The organism is Nitrosovibrio sp. Nv6 (assembly GCF_900110495.1).
GTDB lineage: Bacteria > Pseudomonadota > Gammaproteobacteria > Burkholderiales > Nitrosomonadaceae > Nitrosospira.
In genome coordinates this window covers 457,123-469,843 of sequence record NZ_FODX01000001.1, presented here as the reverse complement: position 1 = coordinate 469,843, position 12,721 = coordinate 457,123, and the positions used below count along the sequence as shown (strand labels likewise).

Annotated in this window: 11 protein-coding genes; 6 read left to right on the top strand and 5 right to left on the bottom strand. The window is 55.0% G+C overall.

Annotated elements, in window-relative coordinates; translation table 11 throughout:
* Window positions 1-21: 21 nt before the first annotated feature.
* On the bottom strand, window positions 22-282 hold the full coding sequence (locus BMX66_RS02300; protein WP_090877979.1) for a hypothetical protein: 261 nt from the start codon (window positions 280-282) through the stop codon (window positions 22-24).
* An 86-nt stretch (window positions 283-368) separates the two neighbouring features.
* On the opposite strand from BMX66_RS02300, the gene BMX66_RS02295 reads away from it, so the two are divergent.
* A complete protein-coding gene (locus BMX66_RS02295; protein WP_090877977.1) occupies window positions 369-2,063 on the top strand; it encodes a protein adenylyltransferase SelO in 1,695 nt (564 codons plus the stop codon).
* A 124-nt stretch (window positions 2,064-2,187) separates the two neighbouring features.
* Here the strand turns inward: BMX66_RS02295 and BMX66_RS02290 are convergent, their stop codons facing one another.
* Window positions 2,188-3,891, bottom strand: coding sequence for a di-heme-cytochrome C peroxidase (locus tag BMX66_RS02290; RefSeq protein WP_090877975.1), 1,704 nt, complete (start codon window positions 3,889-3,891; stop codon window positions 2,188-2,190).
* 687 nt (window positions 3,892-4,578) lie between these two features.
* Here BMX66_RS02290 and BMX66_RS02285 point away from each other — a divergent pair.
* From BMX66_RS02285 to pyk, 3 genes are all read left to right on the top strand, one after another.
* The gene (locus BMX66_RS02285) at window positions 4,579-5,064 is read left to right on the top strand and encodes an MgtC/SapB family protein (protein WP_090879729.1); all 486 of its coding nucleotides are present in this window, start codon (window positions 4,579-4,581) and stop codon (window positions 5,062-5,064) included.
* Window positions 5,065-5,178: 114 nt separating this feature from the next.
* A complete protein-coding gene (locus BMX66_RS02280) occupies window positions 5,179-5,430 on the top strand; it encodes a hypothetical protein (RefSeq protein ID WP_090877972.1) in 252 nt (83 codons plus the stop codon).
* 15 nt (window positions 5,431-5,445) lie between these two features.
* Complete coding sequence (gene pyk / locus BMX66_RS02275) at window positions 5,446-6,957, top strand: pyruvate kinase (RefSeq protein ID WP_090877970.1); 1,512 nt, start codon at window positions 5,446-5,448, stop codon at window positions 6,955-6,957.
* Window positions 6,958-7,082: 125 nt separating this feature from the next.
* Here the strand turns inward: pyk and BMX66_RS02270 are convergent, their stop codons facing one another.
* Window positions 7,083-8,159, bottom strand: a complete 1,077-nt coding sequence (locus tag BMX66_RS02270) for a GGDEF domain-containing protein (RefSeq protein ID WP_090877969.1) — start codon at window positions 8,157-8,159, stop codon at window positions 7,083-7,085.
* 184 nt (window positions 8,160-8,343) lie between these two features.
* On the opposite strand from BMX66_RS02270, the gene BMX66_RS02265 reads away from it, so the two are divergent.
* Window positions 8,344-9,003 (top strand): hypothetical protein, encoded by a 660-nt coding sequence (locus BMX66_RS02265; protein ID WP_090877966.1) that lies wholly within the window; start codon window positions 8,344-8,346, stop codon window positions 9,001-9,003.
* Between the two features lie 152 nt (window positions 9,004-9,155).
* On the opposite strand, the gene BMX66_RS02260 is transcribed toward BMX66_RS02265, so the two are convergent.
* Together BMX66_RS02260 and BMX66_RS02255 are read right to left on the bottom strand one after the other, a co-directional pair.
* Window positions 9,156-10,655 (bottom strand): FAD-dependent oxidoreductase, encoded by a 1,500-nt coding sequence (locus tag BMX66_RS02260; RefSeq protein ID WP_090877964.1) that lies wholly within the window; start codon window positions 10,653-10,655, stop codon window positions 9,156-9,158.
* A 312-nt stretch (window positions 10,656-10,967) separates the two neighbouring features.
* Window positions 10,968-11,390, bottom strand: a complete 423-nt coding sequence (locus BMX66_RS02255) for a MarR family transcriptional regulator (RefSeq protein WP_255398768.1) — start codon at window positions 11,388-11,390, stop codon at window positions 10,968-10,970.
* A gap of 182 nt (window positions 11,391-11,572) precedes the next feature.
* Between BMX66_RS02255 and BMX66_RS02250 the strand changes: the two genes are divergently transcribed.
* Complete coding sequence (locus BMX66_RS02250) at window positions 11,573-12,601, top strand: fatty acid desaturase family protein (RefSeq protein WP_090877962.1); 1,029 nt, start codon at window positions 11,573-11,575, stop codon at window positions 12,599-12,601.
* Window positions 12,602-12,721 lie beyond the last annotated feature (120 nt).

Sequence of the window (12,721 nt, the reverse complement as noted above, 5' to 3'; positions counted from 1 at the left end):
TCTTCAAGATGAACAGCATATTCATGTTTTCGGCGGAAATCTTATGCGGCGGATCATTTTATCCAGGTGAAAAGCCGCTTTTTTTGTTGCTCGCTCCTCCTCCCGGTTCGGTTCCTTTTGCACCATGTCAGCGAAAGCAATCAGATCCTGGTGCGGATAAGCATCCTGCACGCCGCTGTCCTGAAAGAATTCAGCAATCCAGCGTGCATCGAGTTCGGTGCTTCCGCGATCACGCACATACTCGTCCGCCGCCATTTTGACGTAGTCCGTCAGTTTGGGCATTCTTTCCCTCCCGTAAACGTCTTTGAATCGAATTTAGGTCTATCATGAACCGGTGTCAAGAAACCTTATCCATTCAAGGAAGATAAATGAGCCATCTCAATCTCAAGCGTAGCCCAGCAGTTGTCGATCTGCCAGACCTGACCGATGTGGATAATGTGCAATTCGACAATAGCTTCGTGCGCGAACTGCCGGGGGATCCAGCGACGCACAATGTGCCGCGTGCTGTGCGAAACGCCTGCTACACTCGGGTGGAGCCAACGCCAGTGAGCGCACCGCGGTTGCTGGCCTGGGCTGACCCCGTGGGGGAAATGCTGGGAATCTCGCGCCCGGCCTCGCCTGTTAGCCAGGCGGTAGAGGTGCTCGGCGGAAACCGTGTTCTTCCAGGCATGCAACCTTATGCCGCGCGTTATGGCGGCCATCAGTTCGGCCACTGGGCGGGACAGCTTGGCGATGGGCGCGCTATTACCCTGGGTGAAATACTTTGTCCGGACGGTGTGCGCCGGGAGTTGCAGCTCAAGGGGGCCGGTAAAACGCCATACTCGCGTACTGCGGATGGCCGCGCCGTGCTTCGCTCCTCGGTGCGCGAATTTCTGTGCAGCGAAGCCATGCACTATCTGGGCGTGCCGACTACCCGTGCATTGAGCCTGGTGGCGACGGGTGATTCCGTGGTGCGGGACATGTTTTACGATGGCAATCCCCGGCCGGAAACTGGCGCCATCGTCTGCCGCGTCTCACCCTCATTCGTGCGTTTCGGCAACTTCGAGATACTTGCGGCGCAGGACGAGCCGGAGACCCTCAAGCGGCTGGCCGATTACGTGATAAGGGAACATTTCCCTGAACTGGGTGGGGAATCAGCTTTTACGCCTGCCATATATGCCAGGTGGTTCGAGGAGATCTGCCGGCGAACGGGCACGCTCATCGCCCACTGGATGCGGGTGGGCTTTGTGCACGGGGTGATGAATACCGACAATATGTCGATACTGGGGCTCACGATAGATTATGGTCCGTATGGCTGGCTCGAAGGTTTCGACCTGAGCTGGACACCTAATACCACGGATGCGCAGGGGCGGCGTTACTGCTTCGGCAATCAGCCGCAGATCGCACAATGGAACCTGACCCGGCTGGCCGCCGCGCTTGCGCCTCTGATCGAGGATCATGCCATGCTGGAGCAGGGGCTGACGGTTTTTGGCGAAACTTTCAACAATACATGGCGTCGCATGCTGGCCGACAAGCTCGGGCTGGCGTCGCTGGAGCACAAAGATGACGACACGCTGGTGAGCGATCTGTTCGAGCTGCTGCAACAGGTTGAGACTGACATGACGCTGTTCTTCCGCTGCCTGATGGATATTCCCGTGGAGGGCGCATGTGAGAGCGCAGCGGGCGATGCGGCCGATAACGCGGACCGCATCGAGGATAGCGCGTTGGCCGAGTTTTTCCGCCGCGCATTCTACGATGAGCAGCAGGCTTTCGCGCATGCCCAAATGAGCAAGCTGACTGGCTGGCTTCGCCGCTATATCGCGCGGGTTCGCCTGGATAATGAGCCTGCCGATAGGCGTTATCAACGAATGAAGCGCGCCAATCCCAAATATGTGCCGCGCAATTATCTCGCGCAGCAGGCAATCGAAGCGCTGGAGCAGGGCGATGCCTCCGTTATCGAGCGGCTGATGGAGGTATTGAAACGTCCTTATGACGAGCAACTCGCGCATGACGAGCTCGCGGCCAGGCGTCCCGAATGGGCGCGCAACAAGCCAGGATGCTCGGCGCTGTCATGCAGTTCGTGAACGCGCTGTGTTAATTGTGAGTAGGTGGGTATAAGCGATTGCACGGATTATGAATTTATTATCGGCGAGTGTGGCATCCCTCTCGGTGATGCAGAGGGGGATGCCACCGACACATGTCCAGCTATTAAAGCGTCTTGAGATATTCGAGCAGTGCTTTTTTCTCGTCCGACGATAGTTTGGTCCCGAACTCGTGGCCGCAGCGGCTGTTTCCCGATTTCCGGTCACTACAATCGGTTGTTTGCAGCGTGTAGTCGAACGCGGTCTGATCGACTGCGAGCCCTATATTGGTTATGTCATAAGCTGGACCGATCTTGAACGAACTGACCCGCTCGGCTGCCGGCTTCAGCAATTCAGCGAGCGTTGGCACCGATCCATTGTGCAGATACGGAGCAGCGGCCCAAATTCCTTCAAGCACGCGGGCTTCATAGGGATAGGAAGGTGCGGTGCCGGACGCAGATCCATTAAATGCACTTTTCAGAGATTCCGTCCCCGGCGTAAACAGAGACTGAGCACCTTTCACCTGTGCCTGATCCTCTGCTTTCTTCAAAACCGGAACGGAGTGCTGGAGGATGGACCCGAGCACCGCAGTTTTCAGAACATTGAGGGCCATGTCTGTGGACTTGAGCGGCTTGGCGATAAAGGGAATTTCCGCGCCTTCGAGCACGCCCGTTTTGACGGTCCAGTCGAGTATGTCATATTCCCTCGAGTCGGTACCCACATCCACAACCAGTGTAGCCCAGGTTTTTTGATCTAGAGAAGGGGTTTTTCCATGGCATTCGACGCAGCCGCCCTGCTCAGTTTTACGCGCAAAAATCGCCTTGCCCTTGTTGGCGAGCGCTTGGTTTATCTTCCATGGCCACTGGGGCGGACCTATCTTTCGCACCAGGTTTTCCAAAGCTTCGAGTCCCTGAAAATCGGCTGAGTTTTTGTGCAGATAATCGATCCCAAGCAAGCTCCAATCTTTTTTTGGATGGAAAGTAGCGAAGACGCCATAGACCTCGCCGAGATTACGGGCGAGCCCTAAAATATCGGTGCCATTGCTGGAGAAGCCGGGCCACTGCGTCTTGTCCTGAATTGCTGCATTCCAAAGGAAGGGATAGCGAACAGGTGCGACGGCAGGTCTGATATTCTCGGGAATTATGTAGATGGGAGCCGGACCGATATCGAGCCCGGCGAGCCGGTTGAAAATCATGGATACGGCGTCAAGTCGTGCTGGCCCCCAAGCAGGTGAGGGCAATGCGCCTTTCATCAGGGTATGATAGGGCAAATGCCAAACCTCCAATTCCGCGAACAATTTCGCTTTATCATCAGGTGTAGGCTCAGGGCCGAGCACGGCATTGGCAAAATCCGTAAACGCCTGTTGATTCGTAAGTACAGTATTTACAGCCGTATCGAGATCTGCGAGGAAACTCTGAAAATCGACAATCGCCGGGCCGCCATCGATGCGATAGGGAACGCCTTTGACCTCAATCTGGCGGGTATGGCAAGCCGCGCACGTCATCCCGATTTCCTGGCCGCCGCTCCCGCTGCCAACGGTAAAGCCAACCGGTAGCCCGGCAGGACGACTATCCTCATTGGGCAGATAACCATATCGGCTAAGACTGGAAGCCATGAAAGGCTCACCATTGGACTGCTTCAGGGCGGCAATCCAGCGAAGCGGCATGATCCGCGAGCCCTGGTCGCGACTGTAGAAGTCTTTCTGTGCAGCGGCTGTCCACTCCGCTCCCTGATTGGTGCCTAGCGGCGCCGCTGCGGATGAAGGCAGTGGCGCGAGCATGGCAAACGCAAGCACCGTGCTCCTGATCCAGAATGCAAATCCGGCTTTCATTTATTTATTTCCCTCTTATGAATGAGCTGTGGATATCTTATAAATTGGCTCGTGTGATCCTCACTCTTCTGATCAATGTGAAAGGTCCACTTGTTCAGACCTCGTATGCCTGCCAATACAAAACCTCGCGGGCAGCCAAGAGACCAAGAGGCACGTGCGATCGTCGCACGAGGTTTATGCGATATCCATGCTGAATGGGTAAACGAACCCAACCCGGAAACCGGTTGGTTTTTATAGTCCCGGTGTCAAAGTGGTTCGACAATCTGTCAGGTACCTGTCGAAGACCGCGCATAACCGGTATTGCGCAGACATGTATTCCTAATGCATTTCCTTCATCGCCGGTTAACGACGGAAGCAATTAGATATTAAAATTTTGTAGTTGAATACCTGCAGAATCTTACAGGTATGAACCGCATAAGCTGGCCGGACCCAGGATAGCAGGCAAGCGCGATAGCACGGTGAGGGGTCAAGTATTGGGTGTCCAGCGCCAATAACCTGCCGCGCGGAACTATATGGCGAGCGGAAACCCAGCTTGCCGCCGACTGTATCTTTCTCTATGTTGGTAGCATAATCTGTTGAGCTGTGCCGTTGATGAACCAGATAGCGGCGGCAACTGTGATATTCTTGAGGGAGCTGCTATTTTGGCGTGGATTTCGGGCGAGATCCGGTACTGGACAAGGAGCTATTGTGGATAGCTGGTGGCAGGAGATTGTCAACATGCTGGTGTCGGAGTTTTCGGACCTTCCCTCTGCAACTGAATTTGCCCGGACCACGCTGCGTCTGGCAATCGCTGCCACGCTTGGCGGCATACTGGGTTTGGAACGGGAGCACAGGGGCAAGGCAGCAGGAGTGCGGACGCACATGCTGGTTGCCGTGGGCGCTGCCCTCTTTGTCCTCATCCCTCAACAAATGCACATGTCCGATGACGCATTGTCGCGCGTGATCCAGGGCGTTGTCACCGGGGTTGGGTTTCTTGGGGCCGGAACCATTCTTAAAAGTACCAGTGAAGAAACGGTAAAAGGACTTACTACCGCGGCGGGGCTATGGTTGACAGCGGCGATCGGCATTGCCGCCGGGCTTGGGCGGGAAGCCTCGGCCGTTTTATGTACTGTCCTTGCCCTGGTCATATTGCATCTGCTGCCTAAAGTCTGGACCAGGACCGGTCGGGAATGAATTGCTGAGCGACCCGGGCGGGCGGGGTTGTGTAAGCGTACATCAATGTGCGTGTGAACATTTGCGATATCATTTCTTGCATTTAACGCTCAATATCTCTTCAAGGGAGAAAGCATGACACGGCTTATGCTGGTATTTGCGGTGGTGCTTGGGGCTACGGTAACCGCACAGGCAGATGAAAAGGTGTATGTGGGAGAGGGCCGCTACGCGTGCTCGGAGGATTCCGCGGACTGCGCTGTTCTCAAGCAAAGAAACGAGGAGCAGACGCGAAGGGCTCGGGACCGGAATGACTACGAGCAGCGAAGCGACCGGGCTGAGCGTCACGAGCGGGAATATCTACGCGACTATGAGTCGGATCGTTATTAGGGTTTACGTAGAGTCATGACTGATCACCGCTGGCATGGAACCAAGATCGTCTGTACGCTGGGTCCGGCAACTGACCAGCCTGGCATCGTTGCGCATTTGATCGAGAGCGGAATGGATGTCGCCCGCATAAACGCCTCGCATGGCAATCATGCCGATCATGCACGACGCATTCAGCTGGTGCGGCGCTCAGCTTGGGAATCCGGCCGACCGGTGGCTATTCTTGTTGATCTGCCGGGTCCGAAGTTTCGTATTGGCGAACTGCCGGACGGGTGTTGCAAGCTGGAAGAAGGTACGATAGTTACGCTTGCAGCGGAGGACGATATCGCGGAGGAGGGTCCGAAAGAAGGCAGCAGTCTTCTGCCCGTGCGGAACCCTGAGTTGCTTGTGGTACTCCGTACTGGGGAATCAGTATTTCTTGCCGATGGTTCGATCGACCTTCGGGTAAAAACCCCCGCCAGCCCCGCCAACCATGCCAGTCGGGTTCAGTGCGAAGTGCGTGTCGGAGGCATAGTCCGCTCCGGTTCAGGCATAAACATTCCAGAGTCCGTTTTGAATGAGCTGGTCCCGACGGAGGATGATCGGCGGCATCTCGCATTCGCGGTCTCCCAAGAGGCAGAGTGGATTGGCGTTTCGTTCGTGCAGTCGGCCGACGACCTTACCCGGGTACGAGCGTTGCTTCCGGTAGGCGCGCAGCCGCTGCTGATGGCGAAGATAGAGAAGCGCAGGGCCCTCGTCAATCTTGAAGAGATTGTGGAAGCGGCCGACGGCGTGATGGTGGCGCGCGGAGACCTGGGGGTCGAGACCGACCTGGCTGAAATTCCAATTGTGCAGAAGCGGATTATTGCCATGGCGAATGCTTGGGCGCGTCCGGTGATAACGGCCACGCAAATGCTTGAGTCCATGGTGGAGCACGAGCATCCGACGCGCGCGGAGGTTACCGATGTGGCCAACGCCGTGCTCGATGGAACGGACGCGGTGATGCTTTCTGCGGAGACGGCCATCGGCCAATTTCCCGTTGCCGCCGTGAAGATACTTCACCGCGTGCTCACCGCCACCGAGGCCGCGTCTGGTGAGTCCGGACGTGGTGAGTCCGGGTATGGGAGGGGAGGTGCGCAGGACATGCGTCCGAGTGCGACATCGGGATCTCCGGAGGATGCTCTGAGCTTCGCCGCGTGCCAGCTTTCGGCGCGTTTGAATGCCCGCGCCATAATCGTTTCCGCCTGCAATCTCAGAACGGCGCTGGGCATTGCCCGCTTCCGCCCGGGGATTCCGCTCGTGATAATTACCGATTCAGCGCGGTTGTACCGGAGTCTGGCGATAGTGCATGGCGTCGCGCCGCTTTTTTCAGGGGCTCCGGGATTGATCGAGCCGCACCTATGCACTGCGCAGGCCCGCGAGTGGCTGTTTGTGCAGGGGCTGGCACAGTCGGGAGATCAGGCTGTGGTGTTGTCTGCGTCCGGTATGAGTATTGGTGTCGCTGGCGAGGAAGCCGATACGTTGCAGGCTTTGCGGCTGATTCGCCAGTGATACTTCACGACGGTTAGCGATGGTGTCAGGAATCGCTCGCTGCTGTCAGGAATCGAGAGCTGCTGTCAGGAATCGCGAGCTGCTGTCAGGAATCGCGAGCTGCTGTCAGGAATCGAGAGCTGCTGTCAGGAATCGGGAGCGATGGCCACGCGATTGCGGCCGCTCCTTTTTGCTTCATACATTGCGGCATCCGCACGCTCAAGCAATGATTCCTTGCGTTCGCCTTGCCTCAACATTGCCACCCCCAGGCTGACGGTTACCGGAATATTGTATCGCTTCACATGAAAAGGCGCACTCATGACGCCTTCGCGTATTCGTTCCGCAATCACCTTTGCCAACTCCAGGTTGGTGTCCGTCATGATAATGACAAATTCTTCTCCGCCAAATCTGCCAACCAGATCGAAGTCACGGGTTGCCGATTGTATGCGTCCCGCTACGTGCCGCAGCACGAGGTCGCCCATCATGTGTCCATATGTGTCGTTGATTTTTTTGAAGAAATCGAGATCGGACATTATGAGGCACAAGGGGCTGCGATCGTGGCCCCTGCGCTGCGCGCGGTCGATCTGCTGTTCAAGGGATTCCATGAGTTTGGCATAGCTCATCACTCCGGTGAGTTCATCGGTCGAAGTTCTCCGCCGCAAGCGGAATGTTTCTTTGCGCAGCTTATCCAGATCCTCTTCCAGTTCATCAAGTTCAGGCAGACGATAGCCCTCCGCTGTCAGGTACAAGTCAAGGGAGATCAGTTTCAAAACAGCGTCGAGAAGAGGCCACAAGGTCCTGGAATTCTCATTGAATTTATCTGAGAGACTGCCTATCAGAAGCTCCTGTGTGAGGCAGTAAGGAAGATGCAAAACGCTGAGCGGGATCTTTGCACGGGCGAAAGCAGCAGCCATTTGCAGCCGCTCTTCGAAATATTCGACTTTATCGAAATTCCTGCCGAAGCACTGCAAGTAATGGACCCAGGCCTGCTTGAAAGAGCCGGCGCCGATATCCTTCTCTATCAATGAGAAGCCTTGAGTACGCGCCAAGGTGGCAAAGCAGGAATCAGCGAATTCGCCAGCTCGCCCGGCAATGACTTCCGCGCGTATCTGCTCTGCAAGCGCATGATGCGTCGCGTCAAGACCCAGTATGGAAAGCACTTCCTGGATCCGCTTATCGTTAAATCCGAGTGCTATGGAATGAGGCGTTGCTGGAGCGTTCATTTTTGCCCGGAATCTGCAGAATCTATCTGCTGAGGAGCAACCGCAGCCGTTCGAGCCCCGGAGGGAATACCCATACGGTCGAGCAGGTTGCAGTGCAAAGAATAACGCATTATTCTCAACAATTGCTATTCTTAGTAGTAGTCCCTGCCTTGGGCGCCGAAATGCCCATCCTGACGGAGTTTTTATGAATATCGGTCGCCGCATCGTACTTGGATCTGTTATAGCCTCCTTTGCACTGGCGGGATGCGCATCACCAAAGAGATCCTTCCTGGGCGCCTCATTTCCGAAGGTCGCGTATAAGGATATAGAACAGCGAAGCGCACCGTTTCGGCTGAAGCTCGCTGTCGAGTTCCAGCGAAATGGCGAGCACTTTCCCAAGGGCGACGTCCCTTTGAAAGACTATACTGCCTTGATACTCAGGGATTCCGGCGTGGTTTTGCCGGTCGAAGATCAGGAAGAAGGCGAAATCAGAGTGGTCTTGAACAATGTGGCAGACAGCGGCACTGTGGCAGCGGAAGCGGCCCGGACCGGATACCCGTTATGGATGGTCGGAAAAACCATCACCGATGCCTACGAATTGTCGATGTTTATCACCAGACAGGGAAAGACAATCAGCCGAACCGGTATAAAACATGCGGTTCATACCGCTATCGGCAACATGAGCATACCCGACAGCGTTCAGCCCTTTCCCCAGGACCAGGGATTTGGAAAAGTACTTGAACAGATGATTCTTCGTGCCTTGGGTGACATGCAGGAGAGCGGAGAACTTTCAGGGTTGAATATACCGTCGGCCGTTGTTTTATTCGGAGGAACAGGTCAGGTAGCGCAGGGCGGGTATTGGTAGTCGATGAAATGTATTGTTGAAATGTACGCCCCCTTCTGCTGGCTGACTGCTCAGAACCGCAGCGCGGTACATGCCATGTCGCCAGGGAGAAATCCATTTTATTGACACACCTGCCGCAGAGAGTTACGGGCGGACAGACATGCTTTTTTGGTCTAATGTCCCGGCAGAAAGTGGCGTTGCAATGGCTCGGTTGCAGGGCCTTCAATTACGGTTCCATCCGGGGCGAAACGGCTGCCGTGGCAGGGGCAGTCCCAGCTTTTTTCCACGCCGTTCCAGTGAACTCTGCACTTCATATGCGTACACACTGGGGAAACCGCAAATAATGCGCCGTCGGGCTCCCGGTAGGCGGCGAGCGATACGTTCTCGAATTTCACGATTGCCGCTTTGCCAGGCATGAGTTGAGACAGCGGAATTGTCTCGCGGTCGGTCACGTAGTCCTTGACGAGCGATTTCAGTACGGTTGCGGTTTCCTCGGCTACGCCCTTCGCACCTTTCAATGGCGAAAACCGGCTCGCTTTGACGATTGGTGCGAGGACGTTGTCGCGTCCGGCAATTTTGTCGGCGATGAGCGATGCGGCCACCGTTCCATAGATCAAACCGTCGGTTTCAAAACCAGTCGCGATGAAACAGCCGGTTGCATCCCTTCCGATATAGGGTAAGCCGTCAGCGGCGCTATAGTTCTGGGCCGACCATCGGTACGCTACCTCGCCCAAATCGAAATTCCCCTGGGCCGCCGCTTCAAGCCGATTCAGGTTAATGGTTGCGTCTTCCTGTCCGGTTTTGTGCTCTTCTCCCACACAGACGAAGAACGTTGCATCCTCAACGTCCACGCTACGTACCGAGAGCCGTTCGACGCCACTGCCCCAGAAGATTCCATCAGGAAACCAGTCCTTGGCAACCCGCGTGGCGAGCCCATATTCGCGGTTCACGATCATTTCCGCTTGCACCAAATGAATGCCCTTCGGCGAATGAGTAGCAAGCACCACCTCCCTGGCTGTAACCTGGCCATTGGCTGTGCGCACGACGCGCCGGTCCGGGTCTACCTCGAGCGCCATCGAATTCTCGAAAATACGGCAGCCCCGGTTTGCAGCCTCGCCGGCGAGCCCCCGTATGTATGCCTGAGGGTGAAACTGGGCCTGGTTGTTCAGGACCATTGCGGGCCCTTGCGGCCGGGGAAGGGGCGCTGGCAGCGTTTTTTCAAAATGGGCCGTCAGGCCTGCCTTGAGCGAGGCCTGGTACTCTTTTTCTATCGTGGATTGCGCGCTCTCGGATGTAGCATAGCGATACAGTCTGCAACGGCGAAAATCGCAGGGAATCTTGAATTGCCTGACCCGCTGGTCGATTTGCTCCAGCGCCGCGCGGCGAGCAGTGGTTATGGCATGGGCGACATCGCCGCCCCATTGATTAACGATCCGTTGAATGCCTCGGCTAACCGTTTCATAAAGGTTGCCAGTTGAATTGCCGGTGCTGCCGAAACCTATATCACGGGTTTCCAGCAACACGACGGAGGTGCCTTGCTCGGCCAGATTCAGAGCGAGTGTAACTCCAGTTATCCCGCCTCCCACGATCACCACATCCGCAGTCGTCTCTTCTTGCAGCATGGGAAAACCTGCTTCGGGCGCCGTGGCGCGCCAGACAGAAATCGTGTTCACGTTAATTTCCCTTTTATTGTTCAAGACGTTTCGAAATATAGCCGCACTCGAGGCGCTTCAGCTTTTTTACCGCGATGTCGACAAAATCACTTGCGCTCGAGATGTATGAGATGTATGACAGGTCCGACTGGTCGATATGATGAGACGTAAACCGGGATCATTCTGTGCGCTACAGCACGAAGCGTCTTCTTGAACAATGACAGATTAAGGCGTTGTATCGGCGGCAGAGCATTTGTTTCTGATTGTTTTTCTGATGCGGGGTACGGTTTCCTGGGTTCTCCGATCCGCTAAACGAAACCATTCAGACCCAATTCATCTCGCTTTGCCACCCTCTTGCTGTGGGGTGGGCGGAGGAAGCGCCTGAAACACTGAAATGGAATAATCCAGAAAACGCTCAATTTTCTGCTTGAGATCGGTCGACATGGTTACGCATCTGGAACGGAGATCTTTCGGGTTGGCTTGCTCCAGGAGCAACCCGTGATCGATGGCGATCTGGATGTATTTGATTGCGGTTCGTTGGCTGACGTTCGGCATGAGCTGGTACAACTCGGACTTGTGAAAAGTGTCGCAACCGCCACCGTTGAGCCTTAGCCACATTTGCGTAAAGAGGTCGTAGTAATTCAAATCGTGGAAGCGGGGGTTTCCCAGCATGTCTATCCAGTACTGATCCGTAATGCTGAGTAACTGGATGAACTGGAGGCGATTGGCATGTGTCTGTTTTTGCGGTTTATCCAATTTTCTTCATACCTTTATCTTTGATCTTTGCATTTCTGAAAACTGCTGGCTGCAAAGATGATTATAATTCTTTTTACATGTAATTTTACATGTATAATTATACTTTGCCTGGAAAATAACTTCCACTACAGGAATAGCTGCGCTAAGGCTGAATGTAGTAGCTAATGGGAGACTTGCAAAGCATGTTCAACAGAATCGAGAAAACGTATTTTCGCCATAAGGGCGGCCTGCGTCCGAGCATTTTTGCCCTGCTTTATTGTCAGCTTGCCTATTTTGGCGGGGCTGCGCTCATTCTGTCACTGAATCCGGTTCTGATGGTGATGGGTACGCTCGCAATGGCTCATGGCATGGTGATCGCCTCATACATGATCCATGAGTGCGGTCATAATGCGTTGTTCAAATCCCCGCGTCACAATGCGATGGTTGGAAGTGCGTTGAACTGGCTCTCCGGGGGTTGCTACGGCAGTTACGAGGATTTGAGGAGCGTACATATGCGGCACCATGTGGATAGAGCCGACGTAATCGGGTTCGACTACAGAGGCTATCTCGCGCGGCATCCAATCCAGCTGAAAATCGTGGAGACGTTGGAGTGGCTGTACGTGCCGGCTGTAGAGTTCCTCATGCATGGCGCGCTTGTTCTTGCTCCTTTTCTCTTCACGGAGAAAAAAGACCAGCGGTCTCGGATGATAAGAATAGTCATTGTCCGGTCGAGCCTGCTTCTGGCGTTATTCCTCTATTCGCCTATCGCCTTTGTGTGTTATCTCCTCGCGTACGCGATCCTTGTAACAATTTTACGTTTCATGGACGCGCTTCAGCATAATTATGACATCGTTATGGAATCCGGTAGCACTTCGGATCCGATAAAGCGCAGGGGGGACCGGGATTATGAGCAAGCTCATACATTCAGCAATCTGATTTCGACCCGTTATCCATGGTTGAATCTCATCACCCTCAACTTTGGTTATCACAATGCGCACCACAGCAGACCTACTGCTCCGTGGCACGAATTGCCCAAGCTGCATGAAGCGCTGTATGGAAATAAGGCGGATATTGTCATTCCGTTTCGCAAGCAACTGGCGAGCTTCCATAAGTGTAGGGTTGCGCGTGTGCTCGGCGATTCCGGTGAGACCCAAGGGAACCGGTTTGCGCAACGCCTTTGGGATGGCTCTGCGGTAGGCGCTAGCGGTGTGTCATTTCTAACGCCGCTCTAAAAAAGCGGATTTTGAGCAGCAACAGAGAATTTGGATTTGCTCGGGTTTGACCTGCCAGGGCAATGCCAGGCAAAGAAGCGCACCGCCTGTGTTACTCCGGCACGCTCATTGGGCTCTGGC